Consider the following 24,510-nt stretch of genomic DNA (forward strand, 5'->3'; position numbering starts at 1 on the left):
AAGTAGTTATAAAAACGGTACTATAGAGGCTTAACCTGATGACAAAAAATGAGATTCTAGAATTAGAAGTCCAAAGAAACGTTATTAGCCATATTGATGTTTTTAAAAGTTTTCGTTTTAATGCTGGTGCTGGTGCTGGGAAAACATATGCTCTTATAGAAACTTTGAAATATGTTACGCGCAACAAAATAGCAGCGACTAATAGCCCGCAAAAAGTAGCATGTATCACCTATACTAATGTAGCGGTAAATGAAATTAAGAACAGATTGGGTAATTCAGATAAAGTTCATGTTTCAACTATCCATGAAATGCTATGGGATATAATTAAAAAGGCTCAACCTCAACTTTTGATTTGCCATAAAGCTAAGATTCATAATGCATTAAATCATTATTCTAATGAATTATTTAAACCTGACAAGGCTAAGTTTTATATTAATCTTGATGAAACGAAGCGACAAGATTTTTATCAATATGCCATGCAGACAAGAGATTTTTTCTATCGTTCTAAAAATCTTAGCGCTAAATGTTTCAAAAAGGCCTATGAAAATGACGCATTTTTCGATAAACCGGATTTTTTACATGAATGCTTAAGCAATATAAAAAACTTCAAATTTGTTGTTGAGGTTTTCTACAAAAAACAAAGACTTAAAGAGTGCCTAGAGAAAATAGAAAATAATACCTTAAATCGTGTATTCTACGACAGCAGAGTGAATATAGATAGGCTTCACTATATGAAGTTTAGCCATGACACTTTGCTTGAGTACGGATTGGAACTCGTTAAAACTTATCCAACTCTTTGCCGTGTTATTATTGATAGTTACCCTTACTTCTTTATCGATGAATATCAAGATACGCACAGCAACGTTATTAAACTTATCAAAATCCTCCATGACTATGCTATACAACATAATAAAGACTGGATGGTAGGTTACTTCGGCGACACTGCACAGTGTATTTATGAAGATGGTGTTGGTCGAGATATTGCACAAATTCATAGTGGACTTAGTGATATATATAAAATATTCAATCGGCGTTCACATCAACAAATAATTAATGTCGCTAATGACATTCGCTCTGATGAAATAGTTCAAAAACCTATCTTTGATGAAAGGAACATGGGTTTAGTAATATTATCTCATTATGCCAACGACAATAAAATAGAGGCAGCGAGAAATTTCCTGGCTGATTATAAAAAAGATTTATGTAATACGGACAAATTCGATATTAACGATCGCAAAATTCATTGTCTGGTATTAACCAATCGTCTTATGGCAACATTTAACGGGTTTGAAGATGTTTATGATGTGTATAAAAATTCATCAATATTTTATGATAATTTGAACACCCAAGTTTTGTCTCAGCAATTAGAAAAACTACATCCAACAGTTTTAACCATTTATCATTTTGTTAAGCTTTATCAGGATATACAGCAGGATATAGTTTCCTACTATAATATTTTTGGTCCATTAGGAAATGACCTCGCGTTCTCCAAAGCAAGCTTGGCTATTAGTGCGTTACAAAATAAAGACATTCAGTCATATGGAGACTGGGTGAAATTAATCACAGACTGCCTTAAAAATAGTAATATAAATGAGGCCATGATTAAATTATTAATCAAACGCGTTAACTATGATAAAGATAGTCTTACATCCCTTGATTCACTTGAATATTTATCAATTGATAGTATTAACATATTAATGAATAGTGATTCGGATGATGAGGAAGTGGCGAAAGAAAAGATCGACAGTATTTTATTGTTACCAATCGAATCCTTAATCAAATGGGTTAATTTTATTGATGGCATTGAGGTTAGTGACATTAACTTTCATACTTATCATGGCACAAAAGGTGAAGAGTATATGAATGTTGCCATTATTTTAGAGCATAGTTTTGGTAAAGATATATGTAAATTTAAGAGGTATTTTGATTTTTTACAGCAGAATGAGGCTGAACGTAACCGTTTATTATCCGACCCTATTTATGAAAAAGCACATGCTAATACCAAAAACTTACTCTATGTTGCCTGCTCTCGAGCGATTCAAAATTTAAGAATAATGTATCTGGATGATATCTCGGAAATCCAAAATGGTGTTGAATCTATTTTTGGAAAGAGCACAACATGGTCAACTACTGCAAGTTAAGATCTCAAGTGATCTATATATTTCCTATTGGTGGTTATAACTAAGGAAAATCATTATTGATACTTTTGTCTCATATAATAGTCGGGTTCATCATCCCGAGAGCATTATACGCGAATTGAACGCAACTATCTTCCGCTGTCCGGTGATTGGTTGTCCCGCTCCGGGTTTGCGCATGACCGTGCGGTAAAAATCCGCGTGATGCCGGATTGCATCGTGATCACCCCGCAGAATACCCGCGAGCTGTGGGGCTGTTTAGAAGGGTTAAGCGCGGTGCATACCAATAAACAGAAGGTGAAAGCGTGGCTGTTGACGTTCCCGGGGGCACTGAATGATACGGGCGATCTGCCGGAGCCTAAACGCATGAACGAGCAGTTGAAACCACAATAAACGCTAACTTGCGATCCCGGCCCGCACCGGGATCGTGCTGCATCCCCCTCCCCCCCTGCACCGCCATCGCGCACTGTTGCCTGCTTTGTGTGCATTTCTTTTGACCATTTAGTCCACTTTATTTGCACTCAATTCACCAACTTCACGTTAACACCATAATAACAAAGCCATTTTAAAAACTGGCATCCCCTTTGCAAAACCCTTTTCACGAGGCTGAACAGGATATGCAGGATGCAGCGCCACGTCTGACTTTCACCCCACACTGAGATGAAGAGAGGTTCGTGATGAAAATTGGCGTATTCGTCCCTATCGGCAACAACGGCTGGCTTATCTCGACCACCGCACCGCAATACATGCCGACCTTCGAGCTGAATAAAGCCATCGTGCAGAAAGCGGAGCACTACCATTTCGATTTTGCGCTTTCGATGATCAAGCTGCGCGGCTTTGGCGGCAAAACCGAATTCTGGGATCACAACCTGGAGTCCTTCACTCTGATGGCCGGGCTGGCCACGGTAACCTCGCGTATTCAGATCTACGCCACCGCCGCCACCCTCACTCTGCCACCTGCAATTGTGGCGCGTATGGCCTCCACCATCGACTCCATCTCCGGCGGGCGCTTTGGCGTCAATCTGGTGACCGGCTGGCAAAAACCAGAGTATGAACAGATGGGACTCTGGCCGGGTGACGATTACTTCTCTCGCCGCTACGACTACCTCACCGAGTATGTGCAGGTGCTGCGCGATCTGTGGGGCACCGGCAAAAGCGATTTCAAAGGTGACTTCTTCACCATGAATGACTGTCGCGTCAGCCCGCAGCCTTCTGTCCCTATGAAAGTCATTTGCGCCGGACAGAGCGACGCGGGGATGGAATTCTCTGCTAAATACGCTGACTTCAACTTCTGCTTCGGAAAAGGCGTAAACACGCCTGCCGCCTTCGCCCCGACCGCCGCACGGATGAAAGAGGCCGCCGACAAAACCGGGCGCGACGTAGGTTCCTACGTGCTGTTTATGGTGATTGCCGACGAGACCGACGACGCCGCTCGCGCCAGATGGGAGCGTTACAAAGATGGCGCAGACGAGGAGGCGCTAAGCTGGCTCACCGAACAGAGCCAGAAGGATACCCGTTCCGGCTCAGATACCAACGTGCGCCAGATGGCCGACCCGACCTCCGCCGTCAATATCAATATGGGTACGCTGGTTGGCTCGTACGCCAGCGTCGCCAGAATGCTGGATGAAGTGGCCGCAGTGCCTGGCGCTGAAGGCGTCCTGCTGACCTTCGATGATTTCCTCACCGGCGTGGAAACCTTCGGCGAGCGCATCCAGCCGCTGATGCAGTGCCGCGCCCATATTCCCGCTATCACAAAGGAGGTTGCGTAATGACGACACTTGCTGCACGTCCGGAAACCATCACGTTTGATGCAGAGCAGAGCGCCCTGATTGTGGTGGATATGCAAAACGCCTACGCCAGCCAGGGCGGCTATCTGGATCTGGCGGGGTTCGACGTTTCCGCCACCAAACCGGTGATTGAGAACATTAAAACTGCCGTAGCCGCTGCCCGCGCCGCCGGGATGCTCATCATCTGGTTTCAGAACGGCTGGGACGATCAATACGTGGAGGCTGGAGGCCCTGGCTCGCCCAACTTCCACAAATCGAACGCCCTGAAAACCATGCGCAAACAACCCGAGTTACAGGGCAAGCTGCTGGCAAAAGGCGGATGGGATTACCAGCTGGTGGATGAACTGGTTCCTGAGGCAGGCGATATCGTGCTGCCCAAACCACGCTACAGCGGCTTTTTCAACACACCACTCGACAGCCTGCTGCGCAGCCGGGGTATTCGCCACCTGGTCTTCACCGGTATTGCCACCAACGTTTGTGTGGAATCCACGCTGCGTGACGGCTTTTTCCTTGAGTATTTCGGTGTCGTGCTGGAAGACGCAACGCATCAGGCGGGGCCGGAATTCGCCCAGAAAGCGGCTCTGTTTAATATCGAAACCTTTTTTGGCTGGGTGAGTAATGTGGCTGATTTCTGCGACGCCCTGAATCCCCCACTCGCCCGTATTGCCTGAGGAGAGACATGATGCCGAAATCCGTAATCATCCCCGCAGGCACCAGTACGCCGATTGCCCCGTTTGTTCCCGGCACGCTTGCCGATGGCGTGGTGTATGTCTCCGGCACGCTGCCATTTGATAAAGACAATAACGTGGTGTTTATCAACGACCCAAAGGCGCAAACGCGCCACGTGCTGGAGACGATCAAAAACGTGATCGAAACAGCGGGTGGCACCATGGAGGATGTGACCTTCAACAGCATCTTTATCACCGACTGGAAAAACTACGCCGCGATTAACGAAATCTACGCGGAGTTCTTCCCCGGTGATAAACCGGCCCGGTTCTGCATTCAGTGCGGGCTGGTGAAGCCGGAGGCGCTCGTTGAGATTGCGTCCGTTGCACACATCGCGAAGTGAGGCCGCCATGAAACTCTCTGTCTCACAGCCCCCGTATGAGGGGGCGCCCGTGGTGGTGCTGATTGCCGGACTCGGTGGCAGCGGCAGCTACTGGCTGCCCCAGTTGGCCACACTTGAGAAGGAGTATCAGGTGGTGTGCTATGACCAGCGCGGTACGGGCAATAATCCCGCCACCCTGCCGGAAGGTTATAGCCTTGCTGAGATGGCCGACGAGCTGGCGCAGGCGCTGAATGATGCCGGGATCACGCGCTACTGCGTGGTAGGCCATGCGCTGGGAGCGCTGGTGGGTCTGCAGCTGGCGCTCGATAAACCTGAATCGTTGACTGCGCTGGTGTGCGTCAACGGCTGGCTGACCCTAAACGCCCATACCCGCCGCTGCTTTCAGATCCGCGAGCGTCTGCTGCATGCAGGTGGTGCGCAAGCGTGGGTAGAGGCACAGCCGCTGTTCCTCTACCCGGCTGACTGGATGGCCGCCCGCGCGCCGCGTCTTGAGGCAGAAGACGCCCTGGCGCTGGCCCACTTTCAGGGCAAAGCCAACCTGTTGCGCAGGCTGGACGCACTGAAAAAGGCCGACTTCAGCCGCCACGCCGTACGCATTCGCTGCCCGGTACACATCATCTGTTCCATTGACGACATGCTGGTGCCCTCGGTGTGTTCCACGGAACTGCAGGTAGCGATCCCACACAGCCACAAGGCGGTGATGCGCCAGGGCGGCCATGCCTGCAATGTCACCGAACCTGACATCTTTAACACCCTGCTGCTGAACGGGCTTGCCAGCCTGCTGCACAGCCCTGAACCCGCTTTATAAGGAGTTTTGATGAGCGAAGCCATTAACCCCACCGCGCTGGAGACGTTATTTACTGGCGCGCGCACTCACAACGGCTGGCAGGACATTCCGGTCAGCGACGAGACGCTGCGCGAGATCTACAACCTGATGAAATGGGGACCCACGTCCGCCAATTGCTCCCCGGCGCGGATTGTGTTTGTACGAAGTGCAGAGGGAAAAGAGAAGCTGCGCCCGGCCCTCTCCAGCGGCAACCTGGAGAAAACCCTCACCGCCCCGGTTACAGCCATTGTGGCCTGGGACGGGGAATTCTACGAGCGCCTGCCCGAACTGTTCCCGCATGGCGATGCCAGAAGCTGGTTTACCTCAAGCCCGGCACTTGCCGAAGAGACCGCCTTTCGCAACAGCTCAATGCAGGCCGCATACCTTATTTTTGCCTGTCGTGCCCTGGGGCTGGATACCGGCCCAATGTCCGGCTTTGACCGACAAAAGGTCGACGAGGTCTTTTTCACCGGCACAACGCTTAAAAGCAATCTGCTGATCAACATTGGCTATGGTGATACGAACAAACTTTACGGACGCCTGCCGCGTCTGGACTTCGACGATGCCTGCGGGCTGGCGTAAGGAGCGATGATGACAGTACCGGATAAACAAACCTTTCGCGACGCCATGGCCTGCGTCGGGGCAGCAGTCAATATCATCACCACCGACGGCCCGGCAGGGATGGCAGGCTTCACCGCCAGCGCCGTGTGCAGCGTCACAGATTCACCGCCCACTTTGCTGGTGTGCCTGAACCGTGGCGCATCGGTCTGGCCGACCTTTAGCGCAAACCGCACGCTTTGCGTGAATACCCTGAGCGCCGGGCAAGAGCCGCTATCCAACCTGTTTGGTGGTAAAACCCCCATGGAGGAACGTTTTGCCGCCGCCCGCTGGCAGACGGGCGACACGGGTTGTCCGCGTCTGGAAGAGGCGCTGGCCTCGTTTGACTGCCGTATCAGCCAGGTGGTCAGCGTGGGTACCCACGACATCCTGTTTTGCGACATTGTTTCGATTATTCGCCACCCCGCGCCGCAAGGGCTGGTGTGGTTCGACCGCGGCTACCACGCGCTTATGCGACCCGCCTGTTAACCCTCCTTAAGGAGACAGCTCATGGCAATGTTCGGATTTCCCCACTGGCAGTTGAAATCGACCTCCACAGAACCTGGCGTGGTCGCGCCGGATGAAAGGCTCCCTCTCGGGCAAACCCTGGTGATGGGCGTCCAGCACGCGGTCGCGATGTTTGGCGCCACGGTGCTGATGCCGATGCTAATGGGGCTTGACCCCAATCTCTCCATTTTGATGTCAGGTATCGGTACGCTGTTGTTCTTTTTTGTCACCGGCGGGCGCGTCCCCAGCTATCTGGGCTCCAGCGCCGCTTTTGTGGGGGTGGTCATCGCCACCACCGGATTTAAAGGCCAGGGGATCAACCCTAACCTGAGCGTGGCCCTCGGCGGCATCATCGCCTGCGGTCTGGTCTACACCCTGATCGGTCTGGTGGTGATGAAGATCGGAACACGCTGGATCGAACGCATGATGCCTCCGGTTGTGACCGGGGCGGTAGTGATGGCGATTGGTCTGAACCTCGCGCCAATTGCGGTCAGAAGTGTTTCCGGCTCGCCGTTTGAAAGCTGGATGGCGGTGATCACCGTGCTCTGTATCGGTCTGGTGGCGGTGTTCACCCGGGGGATGATCCAGCGGCTGCTGATTCTGGTCGGGCTGATTGTCGCCTGCCTGGTCTATGCCCTGCTGGCGAACGTTTTTGGCCTTGGCAAACCGGTCGATTTTACCCTGCTTCATCAGGCTGCCTGGTTCGGCATGCCGCAGATCACCTCTCCCACCTTTAACACCCAGGCGATGATGCTCATCGCGCCTGTGGCGGTGATCCTGGTGGCAGAGAACTTAGGCCACCTGAAAGCAGTGGCGGGGATGACCGGGCGCAGTATGGACCCGTATATGGGCCGCGCATTTGTCGGTGACGGGCTGGCGACTATGCTCTCCGGCTCGGTGGGCGGCAGTGGCGTGACCACCTATGCCGAGAATATCGGCGTGATGGCGGTGACTAAAGTCTATTCGACACTGGTCTTTGTGGCGGCAGCGGTGATGGCCATGCTGCTCGGTTTCTCACCGAAATTCGGGGCTTTGATCCACACCATTCCGTCGCCGGTTATTGGCGGGGCATCCATTGTGGTGTTTGGGTTGATCGCCGTGGCCGGCGCGCGTATCTGGGTACAGCATCGCGTCGATCTCAGCCAGAACAGCAACCTGATTATGGTGGCGGTCACGCTGGTACTGGGCGCGGGCGATTTTGCCCTGACGCTGGGCGGGTTTACGATTGGCGGAATAGGTACGGCGACCTTCGGGGCGATTCTGCTTAACGCCCTGCTGAGCCGCCGGAAAGCGGCCGCACCGCAGGGCGAGGTTGTGCATCAGGAGTCGTGAAACCTGTATGTCGGGTAATGGCTACGCCTTACCCGACCTGCATGTTCAGTAAGAACAACAGGATGTAGCGTAATCACTCTTGCTCAAACAATCGTTCAATAGATTTTGTAGGGAAGAACAGAGAATTACTGTTATCACCTTGCAGGGGGATAAAACCTTGCTTCAGATAGAACCTTTTTGCCTGCTCATTAAGCGCATCAACAAAAAGGCCATGCACACCCACAGCCTGTGAAGCCAGGTAAACAACCCGCATAGCATGCGTGACGAGTGTTGTCCCCCACTCATTTCCCTGTAGTGTTTTATGAACAGCTAAACGTCCCAGAGTCACACTGGGTACGTTGGTATAGGGGACCCTGCGCTGCTGCGTCTTAGAAGGGAGCATCGCTTTTTCAAAGCAACTTCCAGACAACGTGTAGTAGCCCAGCACGTGTGGATGGTCACGATCTTTTAGCAGATAGCCGCGCAGAATGCGCCCATTGTGCTGGCGCACCAGATGCTCTCTCAGGAAGGCATTTAGCGAGGGCTCACCACAATCGAAATCCTCGAAAGCGTATTCGGTTCCCTCTGAAAACATTTCGATCGTGAGATTTTCCACGACGCTTCACTCCATGTTTTTAAGACGCTTCGCGGCTCGCTTCAGGCGTTCATTCGGCTCGGGTGGATTGTCGATGGCATCCATTACGGCATTCCACGATGCTTCGTTTAATACGAGACGTCGATGCTGATCGATGACTTCTGCAGCACGTTCCGAAGCACTGTTCACCATAAACTGGGTGATCGTTTGATTCGTCATCGCCGCCGCTTCTTCAATCATTGTTTTGTCTTCGTCGGTTAAGCGAAGATCGATACGCTGTTTTTTAAGTGCTGGCATGATTTACTTTTCTATGTACGGTATTTGTCCGTACATATCCTGGAGAAATCTGTGCATTTTTTCAATCAAAACCTTTTTCAACCGTCAAATCACTCACCTCTCTTTGGCGCTTGCGGAGCTTTAGCTCACTCACCAACACCCCAACGACGATAAACGCCGCACCAACCAGCGCCAGCAGCGGTAAACGTTCTCCAGCGAGACGCCCGAAAATCCCGGCCCAGACGGGTTCTCCTGTGTAGATCACCGTCGCCCGCGTCGGGGATACGCTGCGCTGCGCCCAGTTCATAGTGACCTGAATAATGGCGCTAAAGATGCCCAACCCCAGCGCGACCACAATCAACCCGGTGGACATCGGTGGCACGGACTCCCCTGCCGGAACCATCGCAGCAAACGCCACTAGCGATGCCGTAGCGAGCTGCACCACCGTCACGCGCTTAACGTCAACCTTGCCCGCCCAGGCGCTGATCAGAATAATTTCCGCGGCAATGGCAATGGCCCCCACCAGGGTGATGATCTCCCCCGGCCCCAGTGCCAGCAGGTTGTTTTCCGGCCCGGCAAGTAAAATCAGACCAATAAACGCCAGTACGATGCCAATACAGGACATCAGCCCCGGTAGTCGCCCAAGACACAGCCACTGCAGTAACGGCACCAGCGGTACATACATGGCAGTGATAAACGCCGATTTACTGCTGGATATCGTCTGTAACCCCCACGTTTGCAGGCTGTAGCCCATCGCAATTGCCACCCCGATTGCGATGCCCGCCTTAAGCTCTTTAAGCGTCAGTCCACGCAGCGTTTTAAGCGATATCAGCCCCACGGCAATCGCTGCCGTCGCAAAGCGCAGACCAACAAAAAAGAACGGATCGCTGAGGGTCACCGCGTACTGGACGGCCAGAAAGGTCCCGCCCCAAAACATGGTGATAAGAATGAGGATGGCTTCCTGCGGTTTAACGGAGAATTTGAAGCGTGAGACAGACATGCGGCACCAGAAATTAAACTCAATTCTGTAGTGTGCGTTGCCTTTGGTTACAGTTCAATGTTGCAGAAATAAAAAAACCGCCGGGAAACCCCGGCGGCAGGGGTACAGCCCGGCATATTACTTGTTACTGCCATGGCTGTTTTTACCCCCTTTTTTGCCAGCCTCTGATGCGCGCTGAGGGTCATTTTTGAAGTTACCCCCGCTGGACTGGCCACCTTTACGACCTGCTTCTGATGCTCTTTCACGGTCTTCAGCGAAATTACCTGAACCACCACGATGGTTTGCCATCTCTAACCTCCAGGATGTGAAACATTAGACATCATATTGCATTCAGTAAAAGAGGATTCTTTCACCTCGCGACACCAGGTGAGTACCTTTATCTGTGTCACGTGAGACTAAGCTTAGTGGAGTGAGGCGATCAGGCAAGTCACAGGTAATATCCTGCAACATGATCTCAGCCTTTCGTATGAGATTGCGTAACGGCCATTAATAAGCCTTTCTTATCGTTTCAAAAATCGACCGCCAAAAAGTTGTTTCATTTTGCTACAAAGCGTTTTCTCATCCATTTTGTTATAAATCAAAGAAATGCCGTTCATTTTTGCAGTCTGGCTGTGATGGCATATCTTTAAATGAACGCAGCGATCCGCTGCCAGAAAAAACAAACGAGGAGTGATGCAAAATGGCAAAAGTTCTGGTGCTCTATTATTCCATGTATGGACACATCGAAACCATGGCTCACGCGGTAGCAGAAGGTGCAAACAGGGTGGATGGCGTTGAGGTTGTGGTGAAGCGCGTACCGGAAACCATGCAGGCAGAAGCCTTCGCGAAGGCCGGGGGGAAAACGCAAAATGCCCCGGTCGCCACGCCTCAGGAGCTGGCAGATTACGATGCCATTATCTTCGGGACACCTACCCGCTTTGGCAATATGTCCGGCCAGATGCGCACCTTCCTCGATCAAACCGGCGGGTTATGGGCCTCAGGCGCATTGTACGGCAAGCTTGCCAGCGTCTTCAGCTCCACCGGAACCGGTGGCGGCCAGGAACAAACCATCACCTCAACCTGGACGACCCTTGCTCATCACGGAATGGTCATTGTGCCAATTGGCTACGGCGCACAGGAGTTATTTGATGTTTCTCAGGTACGTGGCGGGACACCGTACGGTGCAACCACCATTGCCGGTGGCGATGGCTCCCGACAGCCGAGCAATGAAGAGCTCACTATCGCCCGCTATCAGGGTGAATATGTCGCAGGTCTCGCCAAAAAACTGAACGGCTAACCCAACAGGAGGACAAGTATGCCTACTCAAGAATCAAAAGCCCACCGCGTGGGTGAATGGGCAAGTTTACGCAATACCTCTCCGGAGATTGCCGAAGCCATTTTTGAAGTCGCAAAATATGACGAGAAGCTGGCAGAGCAGATTTGGGAAGAAGGCAGCGATGAAGTGCTAATGCGCGCCTTCGAAAAGACGGACAAAGACGCGCTCTTCTGGGGTGAGCAAACCATCGAACGTAAAAACGTCTGAAACAATCCCCCCGCCAGGGCGGGGGGTATCTTCTATTTCGCCGCGTTGTTGATTACCGCATTGAATTTATCGACCGGACAGAAACCGTTGGCATCAACCGGACATCCCTTCAGTTCCAGCGTCACGCGCTGCGCCGGAGACTGCAGCGACAGCACGCTGGCGTTTCGCAGCTGCTCCGAGCTCTGATAGACATACTCAATTTTCATCAGCTCCTGATTGGCATTTTTGTCATGCCAGCGCTGGAAGACAATCTTGCCGCCAATCGGGGTACGTTCCTGCTGGTCGTGCAGTTGATACGGTTTGAAATCCAGCGCGGTGAGCAGCGAAGCAATGTTCGAATCATGCCCCACCAGCACGGTGATTTTTGGCGCTTTGGCCTGATCGGTCACCAGGGCTTTGTCGATATATTTCACCAGCGGTTTCGCCACGTTTTGCGCCACTTCGGTGGAGGTAAACAGCGAATCCTGATAGCCGTTCTTCAGCTTCGACAACACGCGCCACTGCTGGTCGGTTTTGATTTCTCCCCAGGCCACCTTATCGGCCGGGAAACCTTCGTAATACTGCAGCGTAAACGCATCGACCAGCGAGTTCCCCACTTTCAACGGTCCGGATACGCCGGGTTCTTTTTCATAGTCTGCGCTGAAGGTATCTTTCGCGTCCGCCAACGAGCATATTTTCTTCTCTTTGCAGGACGGCGAATCAGCATAATTGGTCATCTGCTCCAGCAGCTTATAGCTTTCTCCGAGCTGCATTTTCTGCCGTTCCGCTTCCATCGCCTTCAGCGCTTTTTCGCGGAACTCAGGCGAGTTATCGGTAATCACCGGATTAAAGGTCGGATCCATGGTGCCCATTTTTTCCTGGTGATGCACAGGGATATCGCATCCAGGGAAGGCCCCCGTGATGAAGAACTGCGCGGTGGCAACGGTACGTTGCAGACTGTTGGCATAGGCGTAGACGCTATCCGCTGGCGGACATTCTCCCGTCTTCACCATCCCCTGCTCAGCCAGCCATTCCCGCATGTAATGGCCCATGTAGACTTCAAGCACGCCACCTTTGGTGGTGAGCTGACCGCCTGGTACCTCCCATTCCGGCCACTGCTTCGGCGTCGATTGTTCCAGTACGCTGCCGTTATTGGCGAGCGGCGCGCGTAGGTTATGACGACTCATAATTAAAACTTGCTCCAGCTGATACCCTTCCGGCGTCTCTTGCGCCTGCACGCCAAATGTCGCTGAAATGGAACCGGCGATTGCCAGCGCGAGTAGTGCTTTTCTCATCCCTAATTCCTCACTCGTTTTAAATGTCGCGTTTAGTGTGACAGATTCGTAACACTTTTCCGGGAAGCATTTCTCAAACTGATGAATAACAGACTTACCCGGTAGACAGATTAGTTTTATAATAAAACCATACCCCGCCGGAGAATTGACTGTGAAACGTACCCGTCTTGAAGAGAGCACCTGCCCTGTAGCCCGTTCGCTGGATATCATCGGCGACTGGTGGTCATTGCTGATTGTTCGCGACGCGCTGCGGGGGATTACGCGCTTCGGTGAGTTCCAGAAAAGCCTCGGTATTGCGAAAAACATGCTGACCACGCGTCTGAAACTGCTGGTCGACGAAGGTATCCTCACGCTCCAGCCGGCATCCGACGGCAGCGCCTGGCAGGAGTATGTCCTGACCGATAAAGGGCGCGCCCTGCAGACGGTACTGGTTGCTCTGTCGCAGTGGGGCAATGAATTTTTGTTTGCTGAAGACGAATTCGGTACCGTGCTGGTCGATACCGAACAGCGTAAACCTCTGCGTAAACTGGCACTTATCGCCGACGATGGCCGCGAACTGACACCTGAAGAGATCGTGCCAAAACTTCCTTCCTGAACCTCATTGCCAGGCAAAAACAAAAAATTGCCAGCAAAATGGTTGCATTATAAAACCAAATAGCAGAGAGTAAATTAAGTTTCATATTGAAACCAAATAACCCACTTTGCTCAGAGGTAACACACGATGACTACGCAACTCACTACCGCCCTGATTACGGGCGCCTCTTCCGGAATTGGCGCTGTTTATGCCGATCGGCTGGCTGCACGTGGTACCAATCTGGTGCTGGTCACCCGACGTGAAGCACGTCTGCAAACGCTGGCCGCGGATCTTCGTAAGCGCTATGGCGTCTCAGTCGATATTCTGGTCGCCGATCTGACCGAGGAAACCGGGATCCGCGCCGTGGAAGAGGAACTGCGCAGCAATACCGCTATCGACACGCTGATTAACAACGCGGGCACGGCGCAGATGGCGCCCTTCCTCGCAGGCGATGTGGCACAGCATCAGGCGATTAATACCCTTAACACCACGGCATTGATGCGTTTGACGTATGCGATCCTGCCGCGTCTGGCGCAAAACAATCGCGGTACGCTGATCAATATCGCCTCGGTATTGTCCCTGCATGTGCGGGCGGGTAGCGCGCTGTACAGTGCCACCAAGGCGTGGGTGCTTAGCTTTACCCGCGGACTACAGGAAGAGTTTGCCGACAGCAATGTGCGTATTCAGGCTGTTTTACCTGCCGCCACGGCTACAGAGATCTGGAGTCATTCTGGCGTGACGGTTAACGATCTGCCGGAAGGCTCGGTGATGACGACCGACGATATGGTCGACGCATCGCTGGCGGGTCTGGATCAGGGCGAACTGATCACCATTCCACCGATGCATGACGTCAGCCTGTGGGAACGCTACGAAGTCGCACGTCTTGAGCTGTTTAACAGCGCGCGCACCGGTATTCCTGCACCGCGCTATGTCAAACAGTAGTCTATCGTTTGAGCTGGTCGCCGTATTCATGCATCCAGGCGACCAGCGGCGAGAGCGCGCCCTGTAGGGTTAACCCCAGTTCAGTTATCTGATACTCCACTCGCGGCGGGATCTCCGGGTAAATCGTGCGCGACACCAGCCCGCGCTGCTCGAACAAACGCAATTGTTTCGTTAGCTCTTTTTGCGTAATGGGAGCGGCGGCGCGCAGCAGATCGCCAAAGCGAACCGGTGTATTCAACACAATCAGGCGATAGAGGATCGGGATCGCCCATTTACCCGAAATCAGGTTCACAAACTGGGTCATCGGACACAGATAAACGTCAGATTTTTTTTCGCCGGGAACATCGAGTAATTCCGCCATCGCACACCTCTTGCCTCATTAGTATCCAAACGGTACCTGGTTTCCTTTCGATACTAACGTTTCTATAGTGCTTTCTCCAGAGTCATTTCAGGAGAAGAACATGGGTCGTTTAGCAGGTAAATATACGCTGATTACCGGCGGAACCAGCGGCATAGGCCTTGCCACCGCGCAGGAGTTTATCGCCGAAGGGGCGCACGTGGCCGTCACCGGACGTCATCCGGAAACCCTTGCCGAAGCGCAACGCATTCTGGGCGACAAAGCCTGGGTGCTCCCCTCTGATGCGGGAGATATCGCCGCACAAAAAGCGCTGACGGAGACGCTCGCCTCGCGCTGGCCGCGGCTAGATGCCGTCTTTATCAACGCCGGAGACGTGACGCACGGTCTGCTGGAAGAGTGGCAGGAAGATGCCTGGGATCGTCTGATGCGCATCAACCTGAAAGGGCCGTTTTTTTTGATTCAGGCCCTGCTACCGCTGCTCAATAATCCTTCCTCAGTGATCCTCTGTGGGTCCGTGAGCGCGCGTATCGGTCTGCCTACCAGCAGCGTTTATGCGGCAAGCAAGGCGGGCTTACTGTCGCTGGCCCGCACGCTATCAGCAGAGCTGCTGTCGCGCGGCATTCGCGTCAACGGTTTAAGCCCGGGTCCGGTAGAAACCCCGGCGCTCAACAAGCTGGGGTTAAGCGCCGAAGCGCAGAAAGCCTTACAGGGGGATATTGCAAACCTTGTCCCGCTGGGAAGAATGGGGACGCCGAAAGAGCTGGCGAAAGCCGCACTCTATCTGGCCTCTGACGAATCGAGCTACACGGTAGGTACGGAACTGCTGGTCGACGGCGGAACAGGAAACCTGTAGTTCAAAAGGCGCTGATGCCGGTAACAATGCCGACGTACAGCGCCGCCCATACGGCCGCAGAGAACAGACTGACAACGTAAACCTTCGCCACGTTAAGCCTGAGCATACCCGCTGCCAGCGGCACGATATAGCGCAACACCGCCAGAAAACGCGCAGTGAACAGCACCAGCACGCCGTTTTTCTGTAGCTGATGTTGCACCCGTAAAAATTTGCCGGCATGTTTTGCGGTGAAGCGTGCCACCCACCGCGTGTTCCCCATCAACTGACCGATATGGTAATTCAGCACCGAACCCACCGTTGCGCCCATCACCACGGCCAGCCATGCCAGCGCAGGATGCATGCTAGCCTGGCTGACGGTAATGCCCGCCAATAGCATCACCGAGGCAGGCGGCAGCACGGAAGAGATCAGCACCGTCGATTTACTCAGTGCCATGATAAACAACACCGCAAAAAGGTGTGCCGGATAAAGCGCAAAATGATTCAGCAGATTGTCGAGCCATGTCATTTTCCCCTCCTCCATTTTTCTTTTCACTCTCCATTTAAAATGAACAACCTTAAATAAACCTTCAACATTCCATTAATAAGATTCTCCTAAACCATTCTTAAACATTATTTAAAATCCTGAGCGGTAAAATAAAATAAGCGTATTATTTCTTTCGTTTTACAACGATCTCGTTATGGCGAGGCTCCTGTACAAATACACGTTATCGCTCTGGTGGGTTCGAGAGAACCGGCACAGGGTAAAACAGGCACTGTCGAATCAAGGCTTTGTCAGTATAACTTCCCTCGCGGGATACGGTGTACAGTGCTGAAACCAGGACGTGGGGATCTCCTCTTCGACATGCCCTGTCTTGCTCGCCCCTGAGAGATTTTATTATTCAAAGGGAATTCACTATGTCTTACGCTATCCACAACCAAAACCTGGCATTCAATGACAGCGCCATCGCGCAATATATGAATACCGATTTTATTGTCCTCGATATTTCATTATGCGTGGCGCTGGCACGCGAGCAATTCTTTGAGAAATTAAAAGATGATGATATTCCGTCGCATATTTTTATCGAAGATAATGGTCGCCTGGCGGGCATGATTGCGGTGCGCAAATTACTGCAGACCACCGATACGGTACAACCGGTGAGGGCGCTGATGATCTCGCAGTTTCTGCAGGTCAAACCGGAGGATGAACGCGCCGATGTCGCCGTCCTGCTGGCGCACGGTGGTGCGGATGTCGTGCCTGTGGTCACCCATGGAAAGCTGGTTGGCTGCCTCACCGAGCGCGAAATTGCACATCTGCTGGAAGATGACGTCACCGAAGATGCTCAGCTTCAGGGGGCGACTCTGCCGCTGGAGAAACCCTATCTGGAAACCAGCGCCTTCAGTCTGTGGAAGAAACGCTCCGTCTGGTTGCTGCTGTTGTTTGTCGCAGAAGCTTATACCAGCTCGGTGATCCAGCATTTTGAAGAGGCGCTGGAATCCGCCATCGCACTGGCGTTCTTTATCCCGCTGCTGATTGGTACCGGTGGTAACAGCGGAACGCAGATCACCTCCACGCTGGTGCGCGCCATGGCGCTGGGGGAAGTGCATCTGCGTGATGTTGGCCGCGTGCTGCGTAAAGAGATGAGCACCTCGCTGATGATAGCCGCCACGCTCGGCCTGGCCGGGTGTATTCGTGCCTGGATGATGGGTATTGGGATGGAAATCACGCTCATCGTCAGTCTGACCCTGGTCTGCATTACGCTGTGGAGTGCGATTGTCTCGTCCGTCATTCCGATGGTGCTTAAGCGCTGTGGCATTGATCCGGCCGTCGTCTCCGCGCCGTTTATCGCCACGCTGATCGACGGTACCGGGCTGATTATTTACTTCAAGATCGCGCAATATACGCTGGGGCTGGAGTAATTTAACGCGCCTTGTCGTCCAGGCTAAGACCGTTAATGTCTGCTTAAGTTATTTCTTCTATAACTCACCTTATAACCCTGTAAGGTGAGTTAAAAATGAAAAACAGCTATGCACGAAGCCAGATAATAATTCACTGGCTGGTCCTACTGGTGATTATCGTCGCCTATGCCACCATGAACCTGAAAGGGTTCGCACCGAAGGGAACACCCGCGCGAACCACTATGGTGCTGATCCACTACACGGCAGGGCTAAGCGTTCTGCTGCTGATGATCCTCAGAGTGGTGCTGAAGCTGCGAAACAGCGATCCGGATATTGTTCCTGCCCCGCCACGCTGGCAGGAGATTGCCTCAAAATCCCTTCACGGATTGATCTACCTGATGTTCATTTCACTTCCTCTGCTGGGCATGGCCTCTCTTTACTTCGGTCAGATTGAGTGGTCGTTTTTCGGGATCGCACTGCCCGTCGCGGCCACACCAGACGTGAACCTGCAACACGGGTTGAAAGAGGTCCATGAGATCGTCGCCAATGCCGGTTATTACCTGATTGGTCTGCACGCTGCCGCTGCGCTGTTTCACCATTACGTCATGCATGACAACACCCTGGAAAGGATGCTGCCCGCATTACGAACCCGGAAAAACACTAAATAGACGCCAGCGATGTGACCGCGAGCCCAAACGCCTCAATCGCCAGCGCGACATCTTCAGCCATCACCGACTCCGCCGGATGGTGGCTGATGCCCCCCTTGCAACGCACGAACAGCATCCCGACCGGCCAGCGCTCCGCCAGGGCGATAGTGTCATGCCCGGCACCGCTGGGCAGGGATAACGAGCGCCCTTGTACCGACTCAACGGCCTCCCCCAGCAGACGCTGCAAACGCGTATCGCACGGCGTGGCGGCGATGCGGTAAAACTCTTCGGCAGCAAAATGCATCCCGCGTCGGGCCGCTATCGACTGCGCCTGCAACAGCAGTTCACCGAGCAGCGCATCAAGCGGCGCATCCTGCGGGCCACGAATATCAAGCGAAAGCGCAACCTCGCCGGGGATCACGTTCACCGCACCGGGAAAACAGCGCAGCTCACCGACCGTCGCGACCAGATTACCGCCGTGTTGCAGAGTGGCGTTTTCAACCTGCATCATCCATTCAGCGGCCGCCGCCAGTGCGTCTTTGCGATGATTCATGGGCACGGTCCCGGCATGGCCGGCTTCACCGATGAAGCGACAGTTGAGGCGGCGTGCGCCGTTAATGGCTTCCACCACCCCCAGCGCCAGACCTTCCTGCTCCAGACACGGCCCCTGTTCGATATGCAACTCGAGACATGCGCTGAAATCGTCCTGATGTCGCGCCGCCAGTGCCACGCGTGAAGGATCGAGTCCTGCCTGCACCATCGCCTGCGCCACGCTGATGCCACCGGCATCGCACGTCTCCAGCCAGCCCTGCGGCCAGGTTCCCGTCAGACCACGGCTACCTAATAGCGTGATGCCAAAGCGGGTGCCTTCTTCGTCGCCAAAGCCAACAATCTCGATAGCCTGCGCCAGGCGAATCCCCTGTTGATGCAGACTGTCCACCACTTCGATGGCGGTGAGCACCCCAAGCATACCGTCGTAGCGCCCGGCATTGCGCACGGTGTCCAGGTGCGAACCCAGCAACACCGCCCGGGCGCCCTCTCGCTCGCCTTCGTAACGTCCGCAAATATTACCCACGCTGTCCTGCCAGACGGTCATCCCCGCCTGGCTCATCCACTGCCCAACCAGCTGGTTGGCCTGTAAATGCTGCGTGGAGAGATATACCCGTGTCAGCGCATCCGGGCTTTCGCTGATGGCGGCCAGCGCGTCGGCGCGCGCCATCACCCGTTCTGCCGCCGGGCTCATTCTGGCGTCTCACTGCGATAGTGGTCCCACGCGGCCTGCATCGCCGCGCCCTGCGTAGTGGTAAATTTCAGGTAATTGAGTACCGACTCCAGCGCGCTCAGGGTGGTCATCACGCAGTCTTTACGCGCGTTGTAGCCCATAGTGCCAATGCGCCACACTTTGCCGTGCAGCGGGCCAAATGACGTACCGATTTCAATCCCGAAATCCTCCAGCATCAGCTTGCGCACCCGATCGCCATTCACGCCCTGAGGGATCACCACCCCCAGCACGTTGTTCATCTTGTGCTGCAGGTCGCCGAAGGTTTCCAGCCCCATCGCCTGAATGCCTTTCAGCAGCGCATCGCCGTGCAGCTTGTGGCGAGCGATGCCGTTATCCAGCCCTTCCTGCAGGATCAGACGCGCGCATTCGCGGGCGCCGAACAGCGCGGTGGTCGCTTCGGTGTGGTGGTTGAGACGCTCTGGCCCCCAGTAGTCCATCACCATACCGAGATCGAAGTAGTTGGAGTAGATCATCTCCTCGTCGCCGTCGCGGTGGGCATCGGTACGAATGCCCTCCTCAACGCACTTGCGGCGGCGGATCGCCTCCTCCATTCGCGCGCTAAGGGTGATCGGCGATGTGCCCGACGGACCGCCGAGGCACTTCTGCATCCCTGCCGAGACCGCGTCCAGCCCCCAGGCGTCAGTCTCCAGCGCGTTACCGCCGAGCGATGCGGTGGCATCGGTATAAAACAGCACGTCGTAACGGCGGCATATGGCACCCAGCTCCGCGAGCGGCTGCAGCATGGTGGTGGAAGTATCGCCCTGCACGGTCAGCAGCAGGCGCGGGCGCACGCGTTTGATGGCATCTTCAACCTGGTCTGGGGTGAACACCTCGCCCCAGGGTACTTCGAGGGTGTGCACCTCCGCGCGGCAGCGGCGGGCAATTTCGCACAGCAGATGACCGAAGCGGCCAAAGACCGGTACCAGCACTTTGTCCCCTGGACGAATGGCTGACACCAGAATCGCTTCTATCCCCGCGCGGGATGTGCCGTCCACCAGCATCGTCCAGCGGTTTTCGGTGCGGAATACACCGCGATAGAGCGCCATCACCTCGTTCATGTAGTGGGTCATGGCCGGATCGTACTGGCCGATCAGCTGGCTCGACATGGCGCGCAGCACGCGCGGGTCGGCGTTGATCGGGCCCGGCCCCATCAGCAGGCGCTGCGGCGGGTTGATTTGCGGAAATTGAGCGATGTCCATCTTTGTGTCCTTAGGTTAATTGAGGCCGCGCACGGAAGAGATGAACTGTTTCAGTTCTGTGGTCTGCGGGTTAGCAAACAGCGTTTTGCTGTCGCCCTGCTCCCAGACTTTCCCCTGGTGCATAAACACCACGCGGTCGCCCACTTCGCGGGCAAAATTCATTTCATGGGTAACAAGTATCAGCGTCATCCCTTCGGCCGCCAGTTGCTCCAGCACTTTGAGCACTTCGCCCACCAGCTCCGGGTCAAGTGCGGAGGTGATCTCGTCACAGAGTAAAACTTTAGGCGACATCGCCAGGGCGCGGGCAATCGCCACGCGCTGCTGCTGGCCGCCGGAGAGGCTCGACGGGTAGTAATCCAGACGGTCACCGAGGCCGACTTTCTCCAGCATGCGCTGCGCCAGCTCGCGGCATTCGGCGGCGCTTTTTTTCAGCACACGACGCGGGGCCAGCATCACGTTTTCCAGCGCCGTCATGTGCGGGAACAGGTTGAAGCTCTGGAACACCATACCGACCGAGCGGCTGATTTCACGCGCCTGGGAATCCCGGTCGGTAATGGTCATGCCGCCGAGTTTGATGCTGCCGTCCTGATACCCTTCCAGACCGTTGATGCAGCGCAGCAACGTGCTTTTCCCCGACCCGCTGCGCCCGATAATCGAAATGACCTGGCCCATGTCGATATCCAGATCGACCCCCTTGAGCACATGGTTATCGCCGTAGTACTTCTGCACCTGATTAATGGTGATGAGAGGCATTGAATTTCGTCTCCAGATAGCGGCTGTAGCGGGACAGCGGATAACACAGAATAAAGTAGCCCAGCGCCACCAGCGCAAAGACCTTAAACGGCTGGTACGTGACGTTAGTCAGCATCGTCCCGGCCTTGGTCAGCTCGATAAAGCCGATAATCGACGCCAGCGCAGTACCTTTGATCACCTGCACGGCAAAACCGACCGTTGGGGCGATGCCGATACGTAGCGCCTGCGGGGCGACCACGCGAAACAGCGTCTGGCCAAACGTCAGCCCGAGACAGCGCGACGCTTCCCACTGTCCTTTTGGCAGGGCACGAATGCTGCCAAACCAGATATCGAGCAAAAAGGCACTGGTGTAGAACGTCAGCGCCAGCGAGGCGGCGGTCCACGGCGAAACGTCGATGCCGAACAGCGCCACGCCAAAGAAGGCCAGGAATAGCTGCATTAGCAGCGGCGTGCCCTGAAACAGCTCGATATAGCCGCGGATGATGCGCTTCACCGTGCGTCCACCCGTGAGGCGCAGCAGCAGGAGCGGCAGCGTCACAACCGCCCCGCCGATAAACGCCACCAGCGACAGCAGCACCGTCCAGCGCCCGGCCAGCAGCAGGTTGCGAATAATGTCCCAGTCGGTAAAGGTGGTCATCATGCCTGCACCCCCAGCCATTTCCGTCCTGCCGCCATCATCAGCTGGCGCAGGGTAATCGACAGCGCTAAGTAAATGCCGGTTGTCACCAGGTAAACCTCAAAGCTCAAAAACGTTCGGGACTGGATGAGGTTGGCGGCGAAGGTCAGCTCTTCATACGAGACCTGCGACACCACCGACGAGCCGAGCATTACGATAATGCACTGGCTCACCAGCGCCGGGTAAATGCGCTGCAGCGAAGGCGGCAGCACCACGCGAATAAAGGTCTGCAGGCGGGTGAGCCCCAGCACGCGTCCGGCCTCCCACTGCCCTTTCGGCGTGACCTGAATGCCTGCCCGGATAATCTCGGTGCTGTACGCCCCCAGATTCACCACCATCGCCAGCAGTGCCGCTTCCCCGGCTGTCATTTTCAGCCCCAGATTAGGCAGGCCGAAAACGATAAAAAACAGCTGTACCACAAACGGCGTGTTACGAATAATCTCCACGTAACCGCCCCAGATCCGGCTGAACCACGTAGCCCGCCCGCTGCGAATGGCCGCCCCAAAAATACCGATTGCCAGGCCGCCGAAAGTTGCCATAACGGTCAGTTGAATGGTGACCCACAACCCCGCCAGCAACTCCGGCCAGTGTGGCCAGAGTTCGGAGAAATGAAGTTGCTCTGTCATCGGCTCAGACGCCAAGGTTTGCCGGCAGCGGAGCTTTCAGCCATTGCTCAGACAGGCCGTTCAGCGTGCCGTCTTTGATGCCTTGTTCAATCAACGCATCCACTTTTGCTTTCAGCGCCGGTTCATTCTTTTTCAGCCCAATAAAGCACGGTGAGTCCTTCAGCATAAAGCTCGGTACCGGGGCTTTAGCCGCGTTCTGGCGGGAAATGGCCGCCACCACCAGGTTGCCGGTGGCCACATACTGTACCTGCCCGGAAAGGTAGGCAGACAGCGTGGTGTTGTTGTCTTCATAGCGTTTCACGTCAGCGTCTTTCGGTGCCAGGCTGGTCAGCACCATGTCCTCCACCGCCCCGCGCGTCACGCCGATGGTTTTTCCGCTCAGCGCGGCGGCATCTTTCAGCTCTGCCCCTTTCGGGCCAAACACGCCGAGGAAGAACGGTGCGTAGGCGCGGCTAAAATCGATAACCTTCTCGCGCTCCGGGTTTTTACCGAGGCTTGAAATGACCAGATCCACCTTATCGGTTTGCAGGTACGGCACGCGGTTGGCGCTGGTCACGGGTACCAGCTGTAGCTTGAGCTTCATCTGTTTAGCCAGATAACGCGCCATGTCGATGTCATACCCCTGCGGCTGCAGATCGGTCCCCACCGAGCCAAACGGCGGGAAATCCTGCGGAACGGCGATGCGGATGGTGCCGCGTTTCTCAATATCCTGAAGCTGGTCCGCCTTTGCGGGCAGTTGTGTGAAGAGACATACGGCCCCGGTCAGTGCAATCAACAGTTTTTTCATGGTGCTTCCCCGTAACGTTAACATGAAACAAAAGATTCTTTGAATGTGATTTTGCAACTAATGTGCCAGATAAGGCGAAGCGGAAAATATTCTTGTAAAGCCATATAAAACGCAGGCGGGTCGAAAAAACGCGTGTTTTCCCGACCCGCCATATGCACCATTTAGATGCAAAGCACCAGCCTGATGCCCCATTATCGTTGTTCGAGTTCGTCCAGTTGCTGGTAGAGGGAGGCAATCTCGTGAATGCGCGGACGGCCTTTATCGAGAATCTCATGCAGGAAGGCATTCGCCAGCAGGTTGATCAGGCTGTTGACCGAGGAGTAGCTGTCATAGGCCGAAACGCTGTCCAGCGGGGCGCAAAGCTGCCAGCTCGCCAGCGGAAACAGGCTGTGCGCCTGCGGCTCGCACATCAGCAGCACCGGAATTCCGCTTTGCTGAAGCTGCTGCATCAGCGGGCGGACAATACGCGGGCGACGGCGAAAAGCCATCATGATAACCAGGTCGTCAGCGGTTAAATCTACCAGCTCCTCGCTCAGGCTCTGCCCGGGCTGCGGCAGCACCAGCACCTGTCCGCGCGCCTGCAGCAGCTGCTGGCGGAGATGCAAGGCTGCCGGATAGGCGTTACGCATACCAATAATGATAATGCGCCGCGCTTTCACCATGCAGGCCATCGCCTCGGCAAACTGCTGCGCGTCGAGGGCATTGACCCACTGGGTCAGGTTCGCCATCTCCTGTTTATAGTGACGTGCCAGCAGCGTATTACCCTGCACCGCGTCACGGTTATCGGTAAGCGGCATCCCGCTCTGGCGCAGCGTGCGCAGTTCGTCGCGCATGTCCTTATATTTCTCATAGCCAAGACGCTTAAACAGGCGACTCACGGTGGCTTTCGACACCCCGCTGAGCTGCGCCAGCTCGGCGCTGTTGTAGCTAATCAGGTCGTCAAAGTGATCGAAAATAAAATCCGCCACCCGCTGCTCCTGCGGCGACAGTGACGGGTATTGTGCTTTCAGACGTTCATCCAGTTGTTCCATAGCGCCTC

The 24,510-nt window shown here is 54.4% G+C and carries 29 protein-coding genes, 1 pseudogene and 1 riboswitch; of the genes and pseudogenes, 16 read left to right on the top strand and 14 right to left on the bottom strand.

What is annotated here, in order from left to right:
- Window positions 1-38: 38 nt before the first annotated feature.
- The 9 genes and pseudogenes from AC0XWG_RS21875 (at window position 39) to rutG (ending at window position 8,253) form a co-directional block, all read left to right on the top strand.
- Window positions 39-2,141 carry a UvrD-helicase domain-containing protein gene (locus AC0XWG_RS21875; protein WP_475681053.1) on the top strand — a complete coding sequence of 701 codons (2,103 nt, stop codon included), beginning with the start codon at window positions 39-41 and terminating at the stop codon, window positions 2,139-2,141.
- Window positions 2,142-2,240: 99 nt separating this feature from the next.
- Window positions 2,241-2,528: pseudogene (locus AC0XWG_RS21880) on the top strand (SymE family type I addiction module toxin); the annotation flags it as partial.
- 284 nt (window positions 2,529-2,812) lie between these two features.
- Window positions 2,813-3,904 carry a pyrimidine utilization protein A gene (gene rutA / locus AC0XWG_RS21885; RefSeq protein ID WP_475681054.1) on the top strand — a complete coding sequence of 364 codons (1,092 nt, stop codon included), beginning with the start codon at window positions 2,813-2,815 and terminating at the stop codon, window positions 3,902-3,904.
- Window positions 3,904-4,593, top strand: a complete 690-nt coding sequence (rutB, locus tag AC0XWG_RS21890; protein WP_475681055.1) for a pyrimidine utilization protein B — start codon at window positions 3,904-3,906, stop codon at window positions 4,591-4,593. Before rutA ends, rutB begins: the two co-directional genes overlap by 1 nt.
- Window positions 4,594-4,604: 11 nt before the next feature.
- Window positions 4,605-4,991, top strand: coding sequence for a pyrimidine utilization protein C (gene rutC / locus AC0XWG_RS21895; RefSeq protein WP_028019115.1), 387 nt, complete (start codon window positions 4,605-4,607; stop codon window positions 4,989-4,991).
- A gap of 7 nt (window positions 4,992-4,998) precedes the next feature.
- Complete coding sequence (gene rutD / locus AC0XWG_RS21900) at window positions 4,999-5,799, top strand: pyrimidine utilization protein D (protein WP_475681056.1); 801 nt, start codon at window positions 4,999-5,001, stop codon at window positions 5,797-5,799.
- Between the two features lie 9 nt (window positions 5,800-5,808).
- Window positions 5,809-6,399, top strand: a complete 591-nt coding sequence (locus AC0XWG_RS21905; RefSeq protein ID WP_475681057.1) for a malonic semialdehyde reductase — start codon at window positions 5,809-5,811, stop codon at window positions 6,397-6,399.
- A gap of 9 nt (window positions 6,400-6,408) precedes the next feature.
- Entirely contained in the window at window positions 6,409-6,903 is a 495-nt protein-coding gene (gene rutF, locus AC0XWG_RS21910; RefSeq protein ID WP_134707644.1) for an NADH-dependent FMN reductase RutF, read from the top strand.
- Window positions 6,904-6,924: 21 nt separating this feature from the next.
- Window positions 6,925-8,253: a pyrimidine utilization transport protein G gene (gene rutG / locus AC0XWG_RS21915; RefSeq protein WP_475681058.1), complete on the top strand. Its 1,329-nt coding sequence runs from the start codon at window positions 6,925-6,927 to the stop codon at window positions 8,251-8,253.
- Between the two features lie 73 nt (window positions 8,254-8,326).
- Here rutG and AC0XWG_RS21920 read toward each other — a convergent pair whose 3' ends face one another.
- The 4 genes from AC0XWG_RS21920 to AC0XWG_RS21935 form a co-directional block, all read right to left on the bottom strand.
- Window positions 8,327-8,848, bottom strand: coding sequence for a GNAT family N-acetyltransferase (locus tag AC0XWG_RS21920; RefSeq protein ID WP_049008446.1), 522 nt, complete (start codon window positions 8,846-8,848; stop codon window positions 8,327-8,329).
- Window positions 8,849-8,854: 6 nt separating this feature from the next.
- A complete protein-coding gene (locus AC0XWG_RS21925; protein ID WP_028019121.1) occupies window positions 8,855-9,124 on the bottom strand; it encodes a type II toxin-antitoxin system TacA family antitoxin in 270 nt (89 codons plus the stop codon).
- Between the two features lie 61 nt (window positions 9,125-9,185).
- Complete coding sequence (locus AC0XWG_RS21930) at window positions 9,186-10,103, bottom strand: DMT family transporter (protein WP_028019122.1); 918 nt, start codon at window positions 10,101-10,103, stop codon at window positions 9,186-9,188.
- Between the two features lie 117 nt (window positions 10,104-10,220).
- Window positions 10,221-10,391, bottom strand: coding sequence for a con-10 family general stress protein (locus AC0XWG_RS21935; RefSeq protein WP_001273664.1), 171 nt, complete (start codon window positions 10,389-10,391; stop codon window positions 10,221-10,223).
- Window positions 10,392-10,782: 391 nt separating this feature from the next.
- Here AC0XWG_RS21935 and wrbA point away from each other — a divergent pair, with 391 nt between their 5' ends.
- Together wrbA and AC0XWG_RS21945 are read left to right on the top strand one after the other, a co-directional pair.
- A complete protein-coding gene (gene wrbA / locus AC0XWG_RS21940; protein ID WP_028019123.1) occupies window positions 10,783-11,379 on the top strand; it encodes an NAD(P)H:quinone oxidoreductase in 597 nt (198 codons plus the stop codon).
- Window positions 11,380-11,397: 18 nt separating this feature from the next.
- Window positions 11,398-11,625, top strand: coding sequence for a YccJ family protein (locus tag AC0XWG_RS21945; protein WP_028019124.1), 228 nt, complete (start codon window positions 11,398-11,400; stop codon window positions 11,623-11,625).
- A 32-nt stretch (window positions 11,626-11,657) separates the two neighbouring features.
- Here the strand turns inward: AC0XWG_RS21945 and agp are convergent, their stop codons facing one another.
- The gene (gene agp / locus AC0XWG_RS21950; RefSeq protein WP_237992211.1) at window positions 11,658-12,899 is read right to left on the bottom strand and encodes a bifunctional glucose-1-phosphatase/inositol phosphatase; all 1,242 of its coding nucleotides are present in this window, start codon (window positions 12,897-12,899) and stop codon (window positions 11,658-11,660) included.
- 151 nt (window positions 12,900-13,050) lie between these two features.
- On the opposite strand from agp, the gene AC0XWG_RS21955 reads away from it, so the two are divergent.
- Window positions 13,051-13,494, top strand: a complete 444-nt coding sequence (locus AC0XWG_RS21955) for a winged helix-turn-helix transcriptional regulator (protein WP_114978276.1) — start codon at window positions 13,051-13,053, stop codon at window positions 13,492-13,494.
- Window positions 13,495-13,620: 126 nt separating this feature from the next.
- The gene (locus tag AC0XWG_RS21960) at window positions 13,621-14,415 is read left to right on the top strand and encodes an SDR family NAD(P)-dependent oxidoreductase (RefSeq protein WP_475681059.1); all 795 of its coding nucleotides are present in this window, start codon (window positions 13,621-13,623) and stop codon (window positions 14,413-14,415) included.
- Window position 14,416: 1 nt separating this feature from the next.
- On the opposite strand, the gene AC0XWG_RS21965 is transcribed toward AC0XWG_RS21960, so the two are convergent.
- Complete coding sequence (locus AC0XWG_RS21965; protein WP_475681060.1) at window positions 14,417-14,776, bottom strand: winged helix-turn-helix transcriptional regulator; 360 nt, start codon at window positions 14,774-14,776, stop codon at window positions 14,417-14,419.
- 100 nt (window positions 14,777-14,876) lie between these two features.
- Here AC0XWG_RS21965 and AC0XWG_RS21970 point away from each other — a divergent pair, with 100 nt between their 5' ends.
- Entirely contained in the window at window positions 14,877-15,626 is a 750-nt protein-coding gene (locus tag AC0XWG_RS21970) for an SDR family oxidoreductase (protein WP_128348145.1), read from the top strand.
- Window position 15,627: 1 nt separating this feature from the next.
- Here AC0XWG_RS21970 and AC0XWG_RS21975 read toward each other — a convergent pair whose 3' ends face one another.
- Window positions 15,628-16,131, bottom strand: a complete 504-nt coding sequence (locus AC0XWG_RS21975; protein WP_049008442.1) for a DedA family protein — start codon at window positions 16,129-16,131, stop codon at window positions 15,628-15,630.
- A 159-nt stretch (window positions 16,132-16,290) separates the two neighbouring features.
- A riboswitch (M-box (ykoK) riboswitch) is annotated at window positions 16,291-16,460 on the top strand.
- A 60-nt stretch (window positions 16,461-16,520) separates the two neighbouring features.
- Here AC0XWG_RS21975 and AC0XWG_RS21980 point away from each other — a divergent pair.
- Together AC0XWG_RS21980 and cybB are read left to right on the top strand one after the other, a co-directional pair.
- Window positions 16,521-17,522, top strand: a complete 1,002-nt coding sequence (locus tag AC0XWG_RS21980; RefSeq protein WP_475681061.1) for a magnesium transporter — start codon at window positions 16,521-16,523, stop codon at window positions 17,520-17,522.
- A 95-nt stretch (window positions 17,523-17,617) separates the two neighbouring features.
- Window positions 17,618-18,169 carry a cytochrome b561 gene (gene cybB / locus AC0XWG_RS21985; protein WP_475681062.1) on the top strand — a complete coding sequence of 184 codons (552 nt, stop codon included), beginning with the start codon at window positions 17,618-17,620 and terminating at the stop codon, window positions 18,167-18,169.
- On the opposite strand, the gene hpxK is transcribed toward cybB, so the two are convergent.
- The 7 genes from hpxK to hpxU form a co-directional block, all read right to left on the bottom strand.
- Entirely contained in the window at window positions 18,162-19,391 is a 1,230-nt protein-coding gene (gene hpxK, locus AC0XWG_RS21990; RefSeq protein ID WP_475681063.1) for an allantoate amidohydrolase, read from the bottom strand. The genes cybB and hpxK overlap by 8 nt on opposite strands.
- Window positions 19,388-20,629, bottom strand: coding sequence for a pyridoxal-phosphate-dependent aminotransferase family protein (locus AC0XWG_RS21995; protein WP_475681064.1), 1,242 nt, complete (start codon window positions 20,627-20,629; stop codon window positions 19,388-19,390). The genes hpxK and AC0XWG_RS21995 overlap by 4 nt, the downstream gene beginning before the upstream one ends.
- 15 nt (window positions 20,630-20,644) lie before the next feature.
- Window positions 20,645-21,382 (bottom strand): amino acid ABC transporter ATP-binding protein, encoded by a 738-nt coding sequence (locus AC0XWG_RS22000; RefSeq protein ID WP_008499843.1) that lies wholly within the window; start codon window positions 21,380-21,382, stop codon window positions 20,645-20,647.
- The gene (locus AC0XWG_RS22005; protein WP_475681129.1) at window positions 21,363-22,019 is read right to left on the bottom strand and encodes an amino acid ABC transporter permease; all 657 of its coding nucleotides are present in this window, start codon (window positions 22,017-22,019) and stop codon (window positions 21,363-21,365) included. The genes AC0XWG_RS22000 and AC0XWG_RS22005 overlap by 20 nt, the downstream gene beginning before the upstream one ends.
- A complete protein-coding gene (locus tag AC0XWG_RS22010) occupies window positions 22,019-22,684 on the bottom strand; it encodes an amino acid ABC transporter permease (RefSeq protein ID WP_028019136.1) in 666 nt (221 codons plus the stop codon). The genes AC0XWG_RS22005 and AC0XWG_RS22010 overlap by 1 nt, the downstream gene beginning before the upstream one ends.
- Before the next feature lie 4 nt (window positions 22,685-22,688).
- Window positions 22,689-23,471: a transporter substrate-binding domain-containing protein gene (locus tag AC0XWG_RS22015; RefSeq protein WP_049008434.1), complete on the bottom strand. Its 783-nt coding sequence runs from the start codon at window positions 23,469-23,471 to the stop codon at window positions 22,689-22,691.
- Between the two features lie 191 nt (window positions 23,472-23,662).
- Complete coding sequence (hpxU, locus tag AC0XWG_RS22020; protein ID WP_049008433.1) at window positions 23,663-24,502, bottom strand: MurR/RpiR family transcriptional regulator HpxU; 840 nt, start codon at window positions 24,500-24,502, stop codon at window positions 23,663-23,665.
- Window positions 24,503-24,510: the final 8 nt, after the last annotated feature.

Source organism: Enterobacter sp. DVT3837 (assembly GCF_056238685.1).

Coding starts and splice junctions, on each gene's coding strand:
- AC0XWG_RS21875 (WP_475681053.1), top strand. CDS start 39: ATGACAAAAAATGAGATTCTAGAATTAGAAGTCCAAAGAAACGTTATT.
- rutA (WP_475681054.1), top strand. CDS start 2,813: ATGAAAATTGGCGTATTCGTCCCTATCGGCAACAACGGCTGGCTTATC.
- rutB (WP_475681055.1), top strand. CDS start 3,904: ATGACGACACTTGCTGCACGTCCGGAAACCATCACGTTTGATGCAGAG.
- rutC (WP_028019115.1), top strand. CDS start 4,605: ATGCCGAAATCCGTAATCATCCCCGCAGGCACCAGTACGCCGATTGCC.
- rutD (WP_475681056.1), top strand. CDS start 4,999: ATGAAACTCTCTGTCTCACAGCCCCCGTATGAGGGGGCGCCCGTGGTG.
- AC0XWG_RS21905 (WP_475681057.1), top strand. CDS start 5,809: ATGAGCGAAGCCATTAACCCCACCGCGCTGGAGACGTTATTTACTGGC.
- rutF (WP_134707644.1), top strand. CDS start 6,409: ATGACAGTACCGGATAAACAAACCTTTCGCGACGCCATGGCCTGCGTC.
- rutG (WP_475681058.1), top strand. CDS start 6,925: ATGGCAATGTTCGGATTTCCCCACTGGCAGTTGAAATCGACCTCCACA.
- AC0XWG_RS21925 (WP_028019121.1), bottom strand. CDS start 9,124: ATGCCAGCACTTAAAAAACAGCGTATCGATCTTCGCTTAACCGACGAA.
- AC0XWG_RS21930 (WP_028019122.1), bottom strand. CDS start 10,103: ATGTCTGTCTCACGCTTCAAATTCTCCGTTAAACCGCAGGAAGCCATC.
- AC0XWG_RS21935 (WP_001273664.1), bottom strand. CDS start 10,391: ATGGCAAACCATCGTGGTGGTTCAGGTAATTTCGCTGAAGACCGTGAA.
- wrbA (WP_028019123.1), top strand. CDS start 10,783: ATGGCAAAAGTTCTGGTGCTCTATTATTCCATGTATGGACACATCGAA.
- AC0XWG_RS21945 (WP_028019124.1), top strand. CDS start 11,398: ATGCCTACTCAAGAATCAAAAGCCCACCGCGTGGGTGAATGGGCAAGT.
- agp (WP_237992211.1), bottom strand. CDS start 12,899: ATGAGAAAAGCACTACTCGCGCTGGCAATCGCCGGTTCCATTTCAGCG.
- AC0XWG_RS21960 (WP_475681059.1), top strand. CDS start 13,621: ATGACTACGCAACTCACTACCGCCCTGATTACGGGCGCCTCTTCCGGA.
- AC0XWG_RS21965 (WP_475681060.1), bottom strand. CDS start 14,776: ATGGCGGAATTACTCGATGTTCCCGGCGAAAAAAAATCTGACGTTTAT.
- AC0XWG_RS21970 (WP_128348145.1), top strand. CDS start 14,877: ATGGGTCGTTTAGCAGGTAAATATACGCTGATTACCGGCGGAACCAGC.
- AC0XWG_RS21975 (WP_049008442.1), bottom strand. CDS start 16,131: ATGACATGGCTCGACAATCTGCTGAATCATTTTGCGCTTTATCCGGCA.
- AC0XWG_RS21980 (WP_475681061.1), top strand. CDS start 16,521: ATGTCTTACGCTATCCACAACCAAAACCTGGCATTCAATGACAGCGCC.
- cybB (WP_475681062.1), top strand. CDS start 17,618: ATGAAAAACAGCTATGCACGAAGCCAGATAATAATTCACTGGCTGGTC.
- hpxK (WP_475681063.1), bottom strand. CDS start 19,391: ATGAGCCCGGCGGCAGAACGGGTGATGGCGCGCGCCGACGCGCTGGCC.
- AC0XWG_RS21995 (WP_475681064.1), bottom strand. CDS start 20,629: ATGGACATCGCTCAATTTCCGCAAATCAACCCGCCGCAGCGCCTGCTG.
- AC0XWG_RS22000 (WP_008499843.1), bottom strand. CDS start 21,382: ATGCCTCTCATCACCATTAATCAGGTGCAGAAGTACTACGGCGATAAC.
- AC0XWG_RS22005 (WP_475681129.1), bottom strand. CDS start 22,019: ATGACCACCTTTACCGACTGGGACATTATTCGCAACCTGCTGCTGGCC.
- AC0XWG_RS22010 (WP_028019136.1), bottom strand. CDS start 22,684: ATGACAGAGCAACTTCATTTCTCCGAACTCTGGCCACACTGGCCGGAG.
- AC0XWG_RS22015 (WP_049008434.1), bottom strand. CDS start 23,471: ATGAAAAAACTGTTGATTGCACTGACCGGGGCCGTATGTCTCTTCACA.
- hpxU (WP_049008433.1), bottom strand. CDS start 24,502: ATGGAACAACTGGATGAACGTCTGAAAGCACAATACCCGTCACTGTCG.